Source organism: Vibrio sp. R15-SG3-ISO1A (assembly GCF_059833955.1).
Map to the genome: position 1 here is coordinate 26,849 of NZ_JCBDGH010000011.1, position 15,486 is coordinate 42,334.

Annotated in this window: 12 protein-coding genes and 1 pseudogene; 6 read left to right on the top strand and 7 right to left on the bottom strand. The window is 49.0% G+C overall.

Annotated elements, in window-relative coordinates; all coding sequences use genetic code 11:
• Nucleotides 1-5 precede the first annotated feature (5 nt).
• Genes msbA through kdsB form a run of 4 tightly spaced genes read left to right on the top strand, consistent with a single transcriptional unit; the run spans nt 6 to nt 3,674 of the window.
• A complete protein-coding gene (msbA, locus tag AC6R0L_RS01000; RefSeq protein ID WP_500626131.1) occupies nt 6-1,754 on the top strand; it encodes a lipid A ABC transporter ATP-binding protein/permease MsbA in 1,749 nt (582 codons plus the stop codon).
• 3 nt (nt 1,755-1,757) lie between these two features.
• On the top strand, nt 1,758-2,765 hold the full coding sequence (gene lpxK, locus AC6R0L_RS01005) for a tetraacyldisaccharide 4'-kinase (RefSeq protein WP_500627971.1): 1,008 nt from the start codon (nt 1,758-1,760) through the stop codon (nt 2,763-2,765).
• Nucleotides 2,746-2,925, top strand: a complete 180-nt coding sequence (locus AC6R0L_RS01010; RefSeq protein WP_005474972.1) for a Trm112 family protein — start codon at nt 2,746-2,748, stop codon at nt 2,923-2,925. Before lpxK ends, AC6R0L_RS01010 begins: the two co-directional genes overlap by 20 nt.
• Nucleotides 2,925-3,674 (top strand): 3-deoxy-manno-octulosonate cytidylyltransferase, encoded by a 750-nt coding sequence (gene kdsB, locus AC6R0L_RS01015; RefSeq protein WP_487901149.1) that lies wholly within the window; start codon nt 2,925-2,927, stop codon nt 3,672-3,674. The genes AC6R0L_RS01010 and kdsB overlap by 1 nt, the downstream gene beginning before the upstream one ends.
• A 119-nt stretch (nt 3,675-3,793) precedes the next feature.
• Here the strand turns inward: kdsB and AC6R0L_RS01020 are convergent, their stop codons facing one another.
• From AC6R0L_RS01020 to AC6R0L_RS01030, 3 genes are all read right to left on the bottom strand, one after another.
• Nucleotides 3,794-5,338 (bottom strand): SpoVR family protein, encoded by a 1,545-nt coding sequence (locus tag AC6R0L_RS01020; RefSeq protein ID WP_487901150.1) that lies wholly within the window; start codon nt 5,336-5,338, stop codon nt 3,794-3,796.
• A gap of 9 nt (nt 5,339-5,347) precedes the next feature.
• Nucleotides 5,348-6,619, bottom strand: coding sequence for a YeaH/YhbH family protein (locus AC6R0L_RS01025; RefSeq protein ID WP_487901151.1), 1,272 nt, complete (start codon nt 6,617-6,619; stop codon nt 5,348-5,350).
• 69 nt (nt 6,620-6,688) lie between these two features.
• A complete protein-coding gene (locus AC6R0L_RS01030; protein ID WP_334552492.1) occupies nt 6,689-8,623 on the bottom strand; it encodes a PrkA family serine protein kinase in 1,935 nt (644 codons plus the stop codon).
• A gap of 459 nt (nt 8,624-9,082) precedes the next feature.
• Between AC6R0L_RS01030 and AC6R0L_RS01035 the strand changes: the two genes are divergently transcribed.
• On the top strand, nt 9,083-10,969 hold the full coding sequence (locus AC6R0L_RS01035) for a methyl-accepting chemotaxis protein (RefSeq protein ID WP_500627972.1): 1,887 nt from the start codon (nt 9,083-9,085) through the stop codon (nt 10,967-10,969).
• 94 nt (nt 10,970-11,063) lie between these two features.
• On the opposite strand, the gene AC6R0L_RS01040 is transcribed toward AC6R0L_RS01035, so the two are convergent.
• The 3 genes from AC6R0L_RS01040 to pflA all read right to left on the bottom strand — a co-directional run bounded on the left by AC6R0L_RS01040 (nt 11,064) and on the right by pflA (nt 13,181).
• The gene (locus AC6R0L_RS01040; protein ID WP_334552490.1) at nt 11,064-11,564 is read right to left on the bottom strand and encodes a YfbU family protein; all 501 of its coding nucleotides are present in this window, start codon (nt 11,562-11,564) and stop codon (nt 11,064-11,066) included.
• Nucleotides 11,565-11,701: 137 nt separating this feature from the next.
• Complete coding sequence (locus AC6R0L_RS01045) at nt 11,702-12,367, bottom strand: hypothetical protein (RefSeq protein WP_500627973.1); 666 nt, start codon at nt 12,365-12,367, stop codon at nt 11,702-11,704.
• Nucleotides 12,368-12,440: 73 nt separating this feature from the next.
• The gene (pflA, locus tag AC6R0L_RS01050) at nt 12,441-13,181 is read right to left on the bottom strand and encodes a pyruvate formate lyase 1-activating protein (RefSeq protein WP_500627974.1); all 741 of its coding nucleotides are present in this window, start codon (nt 13,179-13,181) and stop codon (nt 12,441-12,443) included.
• Nucleotides 13,182-13,406: 225 nt separating this feature from the next.
• Here pflA and AC6R0L_RS01055 point away from each other — a divergent pair, with 225 nt between their 5' ends.
• On the top strand, nt 13,407-15,287 hold the full coding sequence (locus tag AC6R0L_RS01055; protein ID WP_500627975.1) for a methyl-accepting chemotaxis protein: 1,881 nt from the start codon (nt 13,407-13,409) through the stop codon (nt 15,285-15,287).
• A 2-nt stretch (nt 15,288-15,289) separates the two neighbouring features.
• On the opposite strand, the pseudogene AC6R0L_RS01060 reads toward AC6R0L_RS01055, so the two are convergent.
• Nucleotides 15,290-15,486 (bottom strand): annotated as a pseudogene (locus AC6R0L_RS01060) (DUF2219 domain-containing protein); the annotation flags it as partial.

Here is a 15,486-nt window from a genome sequence, read left to right on the forward strand (position 1 = left end):
TTTCTATGTCACAACACCAAGATGAAACCACCTGGACCACGTTTAAACGATTGTGGACATACATTCGCCTGTACAAAGCGGGTCTCGTGGTCGCGATCATTGCGCTTGTCATTAACGCCTTTGCGGACACCTACATGATCTCCTTGCTCAAGCCTTTGCTCGATGAAGGGTTTGGTGATGCAGACTCCAACTTTTTGCGCACTCTTCCGTTTATTATTTTGGGGATGATGGTGCTCAGGGGCTTGAGTGGATTCGTCTCAACCTACTGTTTGAGTTGGGTATCGGGCAATGTGGTGATGTTGATGCGTCGCCGTATCTTTGCTCAGTTTATGCATATGCCGGTGTCGTTTTTTGATAAAGAGTCGACCGGTGGTTTACTGTCTCGCATTACCTATGACTCCGAGCAGGTAGCGGGTGCAACCAGCCGCGCGTTGGTCAGTATCGTGCGTGAAGGCGCGAGTATTATTGGCTTACTCGTCCTAATGTTTTGGAACAGTTGGCAGTTATCCTTAGTCTTGTTTGTCGTCGCTCCCGTGGTGGCATGGGGGATTGGCGTGGTCTCCAAACGTTTTCGCCGTATTTCAAAAAATATGCAAGATGCGATGGGCAACGTCACCTCTTCGGCGGAGCAGATGCTGAAAGGCCACAAAGTCGTATTGAGTTATGGCGGTCAGGATGTGGAAACCAAGCGTTTTGACGAAGTGAGTAATCGCATGCGTCAACAGACGATGAAGCTTGTCGCTGCCCAAGCGATCGCCAACCCGGTGATCCAAGTGATCGCGTCGATGGCATTGGTGGTGGTGCTGTTTTTGGCCAGCGTCGATTCGATTCGTGCTGACCTGACGCCGGGCACCTTTACGGTCATCTTCTCTGCCATGTTTGGCTTGATGCGCCCTCTGAAATCTCTCACTAACGTTACCTCAGAGTTTCAGCGCGGTATGGCGGCAAGCCAAACCTTGTTTGGCCTGATGGATCTTGAGACTGAGAAAGATACCGGTCAATACAGTGCTGAAAAAGTCCGCGGTGATATTGAAGTGAAAGACGTCACCTTCACCTATGGTGGCAAAGAGAAACCGGCACTCAGCCAAGTGAGCTTTTCTATCCCGCAGGGTAAGACGGTGGCGCTGGTGGGCCGTTCGGGTTCAGGCAAAAGTACTATTGCCAATCTCTTTACCCGTTTTTACGACGTTGATTCAGGCACCATCTTGCTTGATGAACACGACATCCGCGATTACAGCCTAAGCAATCTGCGCAGTCACTTTGCCCTTGTGTCGCAAAATGTGCACTTGTTCAATGACACCATTGCCAACAACATTGCTTATGCGGCGAAAGACAAATACAGCCGCGAGCAAATCGAAGAAGCCGCCCGTCTGGCGTACGCGATGGATTTCATTGAAGGCATGGATGACGGATTAGATACTGTGATTGGTGAGAACGGAACTAGCTTGTCAGGCGGTCAACGTCAACGTATCGCCATTGCGCGAGCGTTGCTGCGTGATGCCCCTGTACTGATCTTGGATGAGGCCACATCGGCGCTAGATACTGAATCTGAGAAGGCAATCCAGTCCGCACTCGATGAATTGCAGAAAAACAAAACGGTGTTGGTGATTGCGCACCGACTGTCGACCATTGAAAACGCGGATGAAATCCTGGTTGTTGATGAGGGTGAAATTGTTGAGCGTGGCTCACACGCTGAGCTGTTGGCCCAAGACGGTGCGTATGCGCAGCTTCACCGTATTCAATTTGGTGCTTAATCGGTGATTGAGCAGATTTGGTTTGGTCAACACCCCCTGCGTTGGTTAGCTTGGCCGCTTCTGTGGCCGCTAAGTCGTTTGTTTGCGGTTATCAGTCAGCGCCGACGTCAGCAGTTCGAGTCGGGCGTTAAACAGAGCTATCGAGCGCCTGTGCCTATAGTGGTGGTCGGTAATATCACCGCCGGTGGCAACGGCAAAACGCCGGTCGTGATCTGGCTGGTTGAGACCTTACAAGCGCTCGGTTACACGCCGGGTGTGGTGTCACGGGGCTACGGCGCGAAAGCGCCGTCTTATCCGTTGATGGTGGACGCTTCAACGCTAACTCAGCATTGTGGTGATGAACCTAAGCTTATTTATCAGCGCACCGGAGCGCCGGTTGCCGTGTCACCGGTTCGGTCTGAGGCAGTACAAGCCTTATTACCACAAGGCGTGGATGTCATCATTACCGACGATGGGTTACAGCATTACGCCTTGCAAAGAGACATAGAGTTTGTGGTCGTGGATGGTGTTCGCCGTTTTGGTAACGAACAACTTTTGCCTTTAGGGCCGCTGCGTGAATCGACCGCTCGATTGAAAAGCGTTGATGCCATTATTACCAACGGGGGCAATGCTCACCCAGGTGAAGCGTCGATGCAATTGGTGCCAGACCTTGCCGTCAACCTAACAACCGGAGAGCGTCGCGCAGTCGGCGAGCTTGGGCGCTTAATCGCGATGGCCGGAATTGGTCATCCACCAAGATTTTTCAATACCTTAGCCCAGCTCGGTGCGCAAGTGACCATGAGCCAAGGCTTTGCCGATCACAAAGATTTCTCCGCCGATGAATTAATCGCGTTGGCTGCAAAAGGCGACGCTTTGATCATGACAGAAAAAGATGCCGTAAAATGTACGCAGTTTGCGCAGGACAACTGGTGGTATTTGCCCGTGTCTGCCAAATTTGAGCCACAGGATGCCGCGTACATCATCAATAAAATTAAAGAGGTGAAAGAGCAGTATGGACCATCGTCTTCTTGAAATCGTTGCTTGCCCAGTGTGTAAGGGAAAGCTAACGTTCGACAAAGATAAACAAGAGCTAATTTGTAAATTGGATCGACTTGCTTACCCAATTAAAGAGGGCATTCCTGTCCTGCTCGAACCTGAAGCTCGCCAAATGAGCATGGATGAGGGGCGCTAATGGCTTTTACTGTCGTTATACCTGCGCGCTATCAATCGAGCCGCTTACCGGGTAAGCCTCTTGCCGATATCGCTGGTAAGCCAATGGTGCAACGCGTTTACGAGCAAGCCATTCAAGCGGGTGCCGAGCGAGTGATCGTTGCGACCGATGATGAACGGGTTGAGCAAGCCGTGCGAGCCTTTGGTGGTGATGTGTGCATGACGTCAGACAAGCACGAATCAGGCACTGAGCGCTTAGCGGAAGTGGTTGAACAGATGGGCATTGCTGATGATCATATTATCGTCAATGTTCAGGGTGATGAGCCTTTGATACCGCCATCGATCATTTCTCAAGTGGCCGATAACCTTGCCCGGTGCAACGCGCCAATGGCCACTTTGGCGGTAGAGATCCGCGATGAAGAGGAAGTGTTCAACCCCAATGCGGTAAAAGTGGTGGTAGACCAACAAGGTTTCGCTCTCTACTTCAGTCGAGCAACGATTCCTTGGGATCGTGACCACTTTGCTAGCGGTAATGCCGATGCTAAACAGCCTCTACTACGTCATATCGGTATTTATGCCTATCGTGCAGGATTCATTAATACCTATGTCAATTGGCAGCCTACGCCACTAGAGCGTATTGAATGCTTAGAGCAGCTTCGTGTGCTCTGGTATGGAGAAAAAATCCATGTCGATGTTGCCAAAGAAGCGCCGGCCGCTGGAGTGGATACACCACACGATCTTGATGTCGTCAGACGTCATTTTAGTGCTTAAGTGCGCAAACCCCTAAAGTCATAGAATATAAAGGCCCAGAAACGGACAGGTTTCTGGGCCTTTTGTTTTTATGCGTGGCGGGTTGCTTTTATGCGTGACAGGATGTCAGCGCACAGCGTTTAGATTTTCGTGTCGTAGTCGTTGCGCTTAGGGCAGGTGCCGAGAATCTCACGTCGCCCAGTCTCCTTCACCTCTTCGAGTACCACATCGAATCCCCATAGACGGTAGACATGTTTGAGCACTTCCTCGTAGCTCTCATCGAGTGGAATACGGTCATGAGGCACGTATTGCAGGGTTAATGAGCGGTCCCCACGCACATCAACATTATACACTTGGATGTTGGGTTCAAGGTTGCTCAAGTTGTATTGCGCCGCGAGCTTTTCACGAATGGCACGGTAGCCAATATCGTTGTGAATCGCGGTGACTTCAATAAAGTTTTTCCGATCATCATCGGTGATGGAGAACAGCTTAAAGTCGCGGATCACTTTCGGCGATAGGTACTGGCTGATGAAGCTTTCGTCTTTAAAGTTGTGCATCGCAAAGTGCACCGCTTCTAGCCAATCGCTACCCGCTAGCTCTGGGAACCACTCTTTGTCCTCATCCGTAGGCTCTTCACAAATGCGGCGTATATCCCTAAACATCGCAAAGCCGAGCGCGTAGGGATTGATGCCACTAAAATAGGGGCTGTTATAGGGCGGCTGAGCCACCACACTGGTGTGGCTATGAAGAAACTCTAAAATAAAGCGTTCGCTGACCAGACCTTCATCGTACATGTGGTTGAGAATGGTGTAGTGCCAGAAGGTCGCCCAGCCCTCGTTCATCACTTGGGTTTGCTTTTGCGGGTAGAAGTATTGACTAATTTTACGCACGATGCGCACGATCTCACGTTGCCATGGCTCCAGTAACGGGGCGTGCTTTTCAATGAAATAGAGAATGTTCTCTTGTGGCTCTGTCGGGAAGAGCAGTTTGCTTTTCTCTTGCTCTACCTTGTTTTTGGGTACTGTGCGCCATAGGTCATTGACTTGAGATTGCAGGTACGCTTCACGCTCCTCTTGGCGCATTTTTTCTTCGGCTATCGAGATCTTTTCCGGACGTTTGTAGCGATCTACGCCAAAATTCATCAAGGCGTGGCACGAGTCGAGAAGCTCTTCGACTTCTTTGACGCCATACTTTTGTTCGCACTCGGCAATGTAGTTTTTCGCAAACAGCAAATAGTCAATGATCGAACTGGCATCAGTCCAAGTTTGGAACAGATAATTGCCTTTAAAAAAGGAGTTGTGCCCGTAGCAGGCGTGCGCCATCACTAGGGCTTGCATGGTAACGGTATTTTCCTCCATCAAGTAGGCGATACATGGGTCAGAGTTGATCACGATTTCGTACGCCAGCCCCATTTGACCGTGTTTATAGCCTTGCTCGGTTTGAATGAACTTTTTACCAAACGACCAGTGGTTATAATTGATGGGCATACCAATACTCGAATAGGCGTCCATCATCTGCTCTGAGGTGATCACTTCAATCTGATTGGGGTAGGTGTCGAGTCGATAATGCTCGGCGACGCGTTTGATCTCCATGTGATAACGTTCAATGAGATCGAATGTCCAATCAGGACCATCGGGCAGTCTATTTGCGTTTGATTTGGCAGACTTTTTTGTTTTCGTCGTCATAGCGCCTCCCTATGCATGCTCTTTGCGAAACAACTCTCTAAACACCGGGAAGATATCTTCGACGCTGCGAATGTTCTTCATCGCAAAGTTGTCAAAGCTGTTTTCCAGCTTCTCATATTCGTGCCAAAGCGTTTGGTGTGAACGGCGAGTTATTTCAATGTACGAATAGTACTGACACTCAGGTAATAACTGTTTGGTGAGCAATTCTCGACAGCGAGGTGAGTCGTCTGCCCAGTTATCGCCATCCGATGCTTGCGCGGCATAAATGTTCCATTCAGCGGTTGGAAATCTGTCTTTGATGATCTCGTCCATCAGCTTCAACGCACTAGACACGATGGTGCCGCCGGTCTCTTGTGAGTAGAAAAACTCGTGTTCATCCACTTCTTTGGCTTGGGTGTGGTGACGGATAAAGACCACTTCGACGTTTTCATAGGTGCGAGTCAAGAACAGGTAGAGCAGCACATAAAAGCGTTTGGCAATGTCTTTGGTGGCTTGGTCCATCGAGCCTGACACATCCATCAAACAGAACATCACCGCTTGGCTAGATGGAATCGGACGTCGTTCGTAATTTTTGAAGCGAAGATCAAAGGTATCGATAAAGGGCACGGTGTCGATTTTTTTACGCAGTGCGGCGATTTCGTCCTGCAGGCGCTTCTCTTCAAGCAGTTGGGCAGGCTCACTCATCTTGACTTCATCGAGCGCCGCTTCGAGCTCTCGTAGCATGCGACGTTTGCCCGCGGTCATGGCTGTGCGGCGAGCAAGGGATTGCTGCAAAGATTTCACAATCGCGATGTTGGCGGGAACACCAGCGGTTTGATAGCCTGCGCGATGGGTTTTCCATTCGGTGATTTTGTTGATTTGGTTTTTTTCAAGGTTTGGTAGCTCCAAATCCTCAAACAGAATATCAAGATACTCATCTTTGGAGATTTGAAACACAAAATCGTCTTGGCCTTCTCCGTCGGGACTGGCTTCACCTTCGCCTGAACCGCCGCCTTGACCACCTCCTTTCGGGCGCTCGATTTTATCGCCGGTAATAAATTGATCGTTGCCTGGGTGAACGCGTTCTTTCAATCCCCCTTTACCTTGATGAAAAACAGGTTCGCTGATGTCTTTGTGTGGAATAGAGACGTCTTCACCAGAGTCCGTATTCGTAATAGAACGTCGATTCACGGCATCCGCTACGGACTCTTTGATCTGCTCTTTATGACGGCGAATAAAGCGCTGGCGGTTTACCGCGCTTTTATTCTTACCGTTCAGTCGTCGGTCAATAAATTGCGCCATGAGTTCCCCCTCAATTGCGTTAACGTCGTCAATACGCCCCTTGGATTGAATCACCAAGGGGCGATGTGCTTAAGACGATTTACGTACGCGTAGATACCACTCAGAAAGCAAACGAACTTGGCGTTCGGTATAGCCTTTTTCCATCATACGAGCGACAAAGTCGTCGTGTTTCTTCTGATCTTCAGAAGAGGTTTTAGCGTTAAACGATATGACTGGGAGCAACTCTTCGGTGTTAGAGAACATTTTCTTCTCGATAACGGTGCGAAGTTTCTCGTAGCTTGTCCAGACCGGATTTTTACCTTCGTTGTTGGCGCGAGCGCGGAGCACGAAGTTCACGATCTCATTACGGAAGTCTTTCGGATTGCTAATGCCTGCCGTCTTCTCAATTTTCTCCAGTTCGTTATTGAGCGCTGAGCGGTCAAACAATTGGCCGGTTTCAGGGTCGCGGTACTCTTGGTCTTGAATCCAGAAATCTGCATAGGTTACGTAGCGATCAAAGATGTTTTGACCGTACTCCGAGTAAGATTCGAGATAGGCGGTCTGGATCTCTTTGCCGATAAATTCGACGTAGCGTGGTACTAAGTAACCTTTCAAGAACTCAAGGTATCGCTCGGCGGTCTCTTGAGGGAACTGCTCACGCTCAATTTGCTGCTCAATCACATAGAAGAGGTGAACAGGGTTCGCAGCGACTTCCGCGCTGTCGAAGTTGAACACGCGCGAGAGGATTTTGAACGCGAAACGGGTAGAGAGACCAGACATCCCCTCATCAACACCCGCGAAGTCACGGTATTCCTGATAGCTTTTTGCTTTCGGATCGGTGTCTTTAAGGGTCTCCCCGTCGTAGACGCGCATTTTTGAGAAAATAGACGAGTTCTCTGGCTCTTTGAGGCGAGATAGAATACTAAACTGTGACAGCAATTCGAGCGTGCTGGGTGAGCACGGCGCTTTGGCAAGCTCGGAGTGATCAAGCAGTTTCTGGTAGATTTTCACCTCTTCAGACACGCGCAGACAGTAAGGGACTTTGACAATGTAGACACGGTCTAGGAAGGCCTCATTGTTTTTGTTGTTGCGGAAGGTCTGCCACTCGGATTCGTTGGAGTGCGCGAGAATCATGCCATCAAATGGTAGCGCAGAGAGCCCCTCAGTACCGTTATAGTTGCCTTCTTGCGTTGCGGTAAGCAGCGGGTGCAGCACTTTGATTGGCGCTTTAAACATCTCAACGAATTCCATTAAGCCTTGGTTTGCACGACACAAGGCACCGGAATAGCTGTAAGCATCGGGATCGTCTTGGGAGAAGTGTTCTAACTGACGAATATCGACTTTACCGACCAATGATGAAATGTCTTGGTTGTTTTCATCGCCCGGCTCAGTTTTGGCAATCGCACGTTGGTCCAAAATGGATGGGCGCACTTTCACAACTTTAAATTTGGAGATGTCGCCGCCAAATTCATGCAGGCGCTTAGCTGCCCAAGGCGACATGATGGAACGTAGGTAGCGATTTTCGATGCCATACTCTTTTTTCAGAAGCTCACCATCTTCATTGACATCAAACAGACAGAATGGATGGTCGTTGACTGGGCTGCGGACACCGTTGGCAGAGAGCACATAAATCGGCATCTGTTGCATCAAGGCTTTAAGTTTTTCCGCGAGTGACGATTTACCACCGCCCACAGGGCCGAGTAGGTAAAGAATCTGTTTGCGCTCTTCGAGACCTTGCGCCGCATGCTTAAGGTAGGAGACGATTTGCTCGATGGCTTCCTCCATACCGTAAAAATCTTTGAATGTTTCGTAACGAGAAATCATCCGGTTGGAGAAGATACGGCTGAGACGGGGGTCTTTCGCTGTATCGATTACTTGTGGCTCACCAATGGCCATCAATAGACGTTCAGCCGCGTTTGCGTAAGCACTTTTGTCGTCCTTACACAGGCTAAGGAATTCTTGCAGTGATAACTCCTCATCCTTGGAGGCTTCGTAGCGTGCTTGGAAATGGTCGAAAATACTCATAATGAAATCCCCTCTGAACCTGTCAAAATGACATTAAACCCGCATTGAAAAGCGTTTCCTCTCTTCCTATAAGACTAGCCCGTATTTGGAATTCTGCTTAAAAAATATGTGTTTAATTGCAAATTGTGATTTTGGGCAGATTCAGCCGCGCTCTTTTCCGACAAGTCCAAAGTAGTGAAATAATCAAGGCGTGAATCAATAATATTTACGACCTATCTATGAGAAGAATGTATTAGGAAAGCGGTGGTAAAACTCACCATCTAAACAGAGCGTTAGCCGCTCTTGAGTGTCACCCTTGTGATGAAGGCGGCAAATTAAAACAAAAAGAGTGCGCTCGCTTCCACAAACAAAACACTTTTTTCAAGGCTTTCGACGTGCGTCATGATTTATTTCTATGCGCAAAATATAATGACTACGATGATCCCATCGCAATCACATTAGAATGAAAGTAACTGCTATATGTTCAATAAAATTTCGTTAAAAAATAAACTCGCGATATCGGCGAGTGTTGCCATTGTAGTCGGGGGGCTCTTGGTGGAAGCGATCTCTTTTCGTTCCTCATTGGAACGGTTGGATTTTGAGGTCGAGCAGCGCCTAGAGAGTACCGTCTCATCTTACAATCAGTACGTGACAGACTGGATAGGGTCGAAGGGGCGAGCCCTGACGTCTTTATCTCAAGAGTCGGAGAAGGGCGCCATTGTGACCCATCTCAAGCAGTTGCGTGACTCAGCGGCGTTTGACAATGTTTTTCTCGCCTACGCCGATGGTTCGCAAGACAACGCCAATGGAGTGGTACTGCCGCCGGGTAATAATGACCCGCGCAAATGGGGTTGGTATCAGAACGCAGTAAAGCAGCCATCGAAAGTGTTTATGGATAATCCTACCGTCGCTGCGGCAACCGGCGCGAACGTGGTGTCGCTGGGTAAGGCGTTGACGCTGCATGGCGAACAAGTGGTGTTGGGCGCGGATGTTGAAATTACCGATATCCTCACCAGTATGGAGCATGTCATTTTGCCGGGCGAAGGCTACATGTTTATTGCCAATGCGCAAGGCAACGTCTTTGTCCACGCCGATACCAAACTGCTCAATAAACCTATTTCTCAGCTAGGCCTTAATATCGATGCGGTTAAGCAAGCAACGCAACGTAGCCAAGTTTCGATGCAAGTCATCAACGGTCAAGAATCGGTCTTGTTTGCACGAAATATTCAAGGCACTGAGTTGTCGACGGTAGTCGTGCTCAATTACGATTCTCTTGTTGCGCCACTGACTAGCGCAGTTTGGGGGCAGCTATTGGTGACCTTAGTGGTCGTGATTGTCTGTGTTGCGCTGTTTAACTGGTTGTGCAACATCTTATTCCGCCCTCTCAACAACGTTTCTAACGCACTCGAGCAAATTGCAAACGGGAGTGGTGACCTTACCCAGCGTATCAAGGTGGAGTCACAAGACGAGGTGGGTCGCTTAGCGAATAACTTTAATACCTTTGTTGGTAGCTTGCAGTCGCTTATTGGCCACATCCGTGAGCAGTCACACCAGCTCAAAGATCAATCAGAACAGAGTGCGTTACGTGGTCAAGATGCAGTGAAAGATATTCACCTGCAACAGCAAGAGATCACCATGGTGGCCACTGCGGTCACCCAGCTCGCCAGTGCGACCCATGAAATTGCTTCTCATGCAGAGCAAACCGCTCAGGCAGCTCACGAATCGACGCAAAGTACCGATAACGGTTATGCGCTGGTGGCGGATACCAAAGGTTCAATCAACAAACTGGCGGCGGAACTCGATAGCGCAGGACTGGTTGTCAGTGAACTGGATAGGCACGCACAAGAGATTTCCACTGTGTTGCAAACCATTCAGGGCATTGCTGAGCAGACCAACTTACTTGCGTTGAACGCGGCGATTGAAGCGGCGCGTGCAGGTGAACAAGGTCGCGGTTTTGCCGTTGTTGCCGATGAAGTTCGTGTGTTGTCTCAACGTACACACTCCTCGACAGAAGAGATCAAACACACCATCGATGTACTGCAAGGTACAACGAATAAAGCGGTTTCGATTATGAAGAGTAGCGCAGCGCTCGCCGCTCACTCGGTACAAGACGCGGATCGCGCTGCGAGTGCGTTGGAAGAAATCAAAACCGCGGGTGCACTCATCAGTGATATGGCGACACAAATCGCCACCGCGGCAGAAGAGCAAACACATGTGACGAGTGAGATTACGCAAAATATCACCTCCATCAAGAACGTGGCGGATCAGTTAGTGGCAGGTGCGGATACCAGCTCGAAAGAGGCGTATCAGGTGAAAGCCAATGCGGAAGCGCTCACCTCGAAAGTGGCCATGTTTAAGCTGAGCTAATCGGCTAACCAACTAAAAAGGGGCGTACACGCCCCTTTTCTATGTCTCGCTATGCTCTAGTCGCTGGTTGCGCGAGAGCAGTATCGTGCTTGTCTTACGCGCGGAAGATCTGTTTTAGCTCGTTAGCGCAGAGATGGTACTGACGAGGACAGTTGCGCCAAGTGGTCAACATGCGGCGATATTTCTCTAGCATCGGCATCTGAGCATTAAAGTAGTGATCACCTTTATCAAACTGTGGGTAGAGACCTTCAGAGTCCGTTAGGAAACGCACATAGTTGACGAGCTGCGCTTCTGAAGCGATGTCAAAGCCTAGGAACGTAAGACGGCGTTGGTCGACATCTTTTTGCTCTTGCGTCTCTAGCATGCGGTAGGATTCCTGCATGGCATGGTACATTTCCATGATGTCGATAATCTCGCGACAGTGTGCTTCGCTCAAACAGCCAAAGTTCTTGTTTAGCTCGTTCATTTGTAGCTCGTAACCACGTTCAACGATCACTTGCAAACGCTGGTATTTCGCCGCGTTTTCTGGGTCCATTTGTGACATCAAGTAGTATTGGTTTGAAAGAATCAAACGTTGAGCGTTTGTCATTTCCATGCTGGCCTCACTTAAAGAATCTAATACATTTTTAATGTGCTTAGGTTATCCGTTCATTACAGGATGAAACATGATCTCAACACAGGTTTGTGATGAAAAATGATCAGATTTAAACAAAAACGGGGCTTTTTTACCGGTTACTTTTTGTGGTAGTGGTTATAAATGTAGTCTCTATCGGAGAAGACGCGTAGCCACTCAGGTTTGAATACCGCGAACATTGCTGCGGCCATGCCGTTTAATAGCCCTTCTGGAAAAGCGAGGAGAGGTAGGAAGACCAAATAGTGATCGACGATGGTCGGCCAATCGTGAGGGCCAAGCCACCAATGATGTACGGCGTTGATGAGTAGGTGAGCGCTGCCTGTGACGGCGCCGTTTAGAAAGCCAGCAACGAAAATAAAGACAAAGATATTACGTGGCAAAAAGCGAAAACTGACTAAAAACACCCCGTGGCTTATCACGATTGGACACAATACCGAGAAGAGCAAATAGCTAGGGAGCATCGTGAGGGGTAATTCGCCAAACAGAGTCACGGCAAGGGCGGCGAACAGGCCGATGGCGTAAGCACTTCGCCATCCGTAGAGTAGCGTTAATGTGGTTAAGCCCAGAAAGTAAATGGAGAGACCTGCTTTAACGCCTGCTTGTGCGGACCACAGCAAGGCCAGCGCGGCGACCACCGCAAAGGTAAAGTGTTGGAAGCCTGATTCATTGCGCAGTTTGGGCAGCAGTACAGTGCGAACATCTCGCCATATCAGCCCGAAACTGGCGAGAGCGATAAACCAAAGATAGAGTTCACTGAGTGCCACATTATCCCCAAAAAAATACCAACCATGCCTGTGCTATGGTTGGTATTTTTTCTGAATTGGGAAACAAATAAAACTAATATTTTACATTTGAGTGATACTGCTCAAGGATGCCAACAATCTTATCCATGGTTTCCTTTGAGGGCGGGTTGACGCCTTCAAGGGGGTAATCAAGACCGAGCGCTTCCCATTTGTGCGCGCCAAGTTTGTGGTATGGCAGCAGTTCGACCTTTTCGATGTTGTCCATATCCTTGATAAAGTCGCCGAGCATGTGTGCGGCTTCTTCATCGTCGGTATAACCCGGGACAATCACGTAACGAATCCAAGTTTTCTGGCCGATTTGGTGTAGGTAACGAGCAAAGTCGAGGGTTCGCTTGTTGGAGACACCGATGAAATCATGGTGAATTTCATCTTTCATGTGTTTCAGATCGAGCATCACCAAATCGGTTGCTTCGAGTACCTCATCAATCACCTCTGTGTGCTTACGGATGTAGCCATTGGTATCCAGGCAGGTATGAATGCCTTCGGCTTGCGCGGCACGGAAGAAATCGCGCACAAACTCAGGCTGAAGCATGGCTTCACCACCTGAACAGGTGACGCCACCACCCGATGCGTTCATAAAGTGACGATAGCTTTTCGCTTCTTTGATGATCTCTTCAACGGTCACTTCTTTCCCATCATGGGTATCCCAAGTATCTCGGTTGTGGCAATACATGCAGCGCATTAGGCAGCCTTGCATAAACACAATGAAACGAATACCGGGACCATCAACAGTACCACATGATTCGAAAGAATGAATTCGACCAGTTGTAGACATGAGCTCATCTCTTATAAGTGATTTGTTCGTTATTTTATTACAAATGGTAGGGTTTATATAGTGAATTAGCCATTTAATAGAGAGTTTTTATAAATGGCGAAATTGTGCTTTTTTCGTCTAAAATGTATGTTATAAAAAAGTAAATAATGATAATAAAATCAAAATAAGTAGTAGAATTCAACAGGTCAGTGCTCTACACATTCACCTGATGTTAAAGGACTTTTTATGGACAGGCTTGCACTATCACAAAAACAGAAAGGGATTCTCTTTCTTGCGGTGTTGACGATTGGATTTGTTGCACTGGCACTTTTTACCTCTTCCAGATTGAGCGAAATGAGCCGCCAATACCACTCCAGTGGGGATATTGCGGTTGGCTCGCTTTCGATTTATCAAACCCAAGCAAAAATATTGACGCTGAGTAGCAACTTAGACAATTTGAGCGGTGCTCAAGTCGACAGCGTGAAAGGGGATATTCAGACCATCGTTCAGGATGTGGAGGCCAACATTGGCTTTCTTCAATCCCTTGGTTTTCGCCAAGAGAGCCAACAGCTTGAGCAGGACATTGCCGATTTTGAAGCCGCCGTCACGCCTTGGTTAACCATCAAACAAGAGCTGGGTTTCACTATTGATGAAGGCAAATTGGGTGAGCTTGGGCAATTGGCCACCATCATAGAACAAAAAATCGCCGAGACAGGTATGGTGACGCTCAACTCGGACTTTCAGGCGATGATCAAATCGCAGCAGAACTATTTGCTGCAACCCAATGAAGAGAACTTAAAGCTGTTCAATCGCGCGATGGGCAGCTTTGAAAGTATGTCGAACGTCTATGCGATGTTGGACTTGTATGAAAAAGAGATTGAACAATATAAAGAGACCTTTATTCGCGTCGCCGAGCTATCCCAGCAAGCCGGTGCGATTGAGCAGCAGTTGCTGACCACAAAAGAACGCCTCGCTGACTTGATTGCCGCCATTACCTCGCAACTTGGCGGAGTGAGTATGAGGTATCAAAGCAGTGCGGAAAAAACCTCTGATCAAACCCTGTGGTCGATTATGGCGGCGTGCGTGGTATTGGCGTTATTTACCATTCTTATCTTTGTCTTGCAGAGCTCGTCGCAATCTCGCTTGGTGAATACGACACAGAAGATTTTGCGCAAGCTTTCTAAAGGGGATTTGTCGAGTCGGATGGCACTCACGAATAACCCAAAAGATGAATTCAACCAACTGGCGAGCAGTATCAATGAAAGTTGTGAAAATCTCGGCTCGTTGGTCAAGGCGGTGCAAAGTAACAGCGATGCGTTATCCGGTAACGCTGCTGAGTTGAACCAGGGCTTGGATTTACTCGCCCACCACCAAAGCGAAGTATTGGGCCAGACGCAGCTGCTCGCCTCTGCCACGGAAGAAGTGAGCGTGACGACCCACGAAGTGTCCAATTCATTGGAGTTTGTCTCGGATTTAAGTCGTCAGTCCAATCAAGCGGCCGAAGAGGGGGCGCAGGTCATTCGAGCCGCGATTGGGTCCCTAGAGGAGGTCGGCGGCATTTTGACCTCGGCGGCCAGCCATATTAAACAACTTGAGGAAGCCTCCTCGAAAGTCGACTCTGTAATGGTGATCATTAATGGTATCGCGGAGCAAACTAACCTCTTGGCGCTTAATGCAGCGATAGAAGCGGCTCGAGCGGGCGAGCAAGGTCGCGGCTTTGCGGTGGTCGCCGATGAAGTGCGCAGCTTAGCTGTGCGAACTGTGGACGCGGTGGGTGAGATCTCGGAAACCATCGATACGATGAAAAAAGAGAGCGCAGAGGTGATTCAATACATAGGTAAATCGGAAGTGACGATGCAGTCGGGCCAACAGCGAGGTCATGAAGCGATGACAGCACTGCGCACTATTACCGAAAAAGCCGACGAAGCATCGCACCAAACAGAGGTGATTTTCTCATCCATCAAAGAGTTGGCGACCACCAGTCAATCGATGGCCGACAGCATGACGCAAATCTCTTCGGCGATGAAAGAGTTAGAAGAAAACAACGCTCAGCTCAAGTCCGTCAGTCAGGTGGTAGAAGAGCGCGCCAGCAGCCTAAACCAAGACTGCCAACGCTTTACCGTCTAATGCTAGAAAAACGCGTAGAAATTGATGCCCCCGGCGCCGTAGATGGAATCGGGGGCTTCTTTATAATCGGGGGTTTTGACGGTGGTCGCTAAGGTCGCGCCAAAGCTCTGATTATACCAGGCAACGCCAGCAACGGCGGTCGCTTGCACCTTGTCTAAGGAGGTGCTGGAGGGTTCTGTCATCCTGTTTCTTTTAACCT

Bases quoted from the DNA above. Each gene is read 5' to 3' on its own strand.
- AC6R0L_RS01055 (WP_500627975.1), top strand. From the start codon at position 13,407: ATGGACAGGCTTGCACTATCACAAAAACAGAAAGGGATTCTCTTTCTT.
- msbA (WP_500626131.1), top strand. From the start codon at position 6: ATGTCACAACACCAAGATGAAACCACCTGGACCACGTTTAAACGATTG.
- AC6R0L_RS01010 (WP_005474972.1), top strand. From the start codon at position 2,746: ATGGACCATCGTCTTCTTGAAATCGTTGCTTGCCCAGTGTGTAAGGGA.
- AC6R0L_RS01030 (WP_334552492.1), bottom strand. From the start codon at position 8,623: ATGAGTATTTTCGACCATTTCCAAGCACGCTACGAAGCCTCCAAGGAT.
- AC6R0L_RS01025 (WP_487901151.1), bottom strand. From the start codon at position 6,619: ATGGCGCAATTTATTGACCGACGACTGAACGGTAAGAATAAAAGCGCG.
- pflA (WP_500627974.1), bottom strand. From the start codon at position 13,181: ATGTCTACAACTGGTCGAATTCATTCTTTCGAATCATGTGGTACTGTT.
- kdsB (WP_487901149.1), top strand. From the start codon at position 2,925: ATGGCTTTTACTGTCGTTATACCTGCGCGCTATCAATCGAGCCGCTTA.
- AC6R0L_RS01040 (WP_334552490.1), bottom strand. From the start codon at position 11,564: ATGGAAATGACAAACGCTCAACGTTTGATTCTTTCAAACCAATACTAC.
- AC6R0L_RS01020 (WP_487901150.1), bottom strand. From the start codon at position 5,338: ATGACGACGAAAACAAAAAAGTCTGCCAAATCAAACGCAAATAGACTG.
- AC6R0L_RS01035 (WP_500627972.1), top strand. From the start codon at position 9,083: ATGTTCAATAAAATTTCGTTAAAAAATAAACTCGCGATATCGGCGAGT.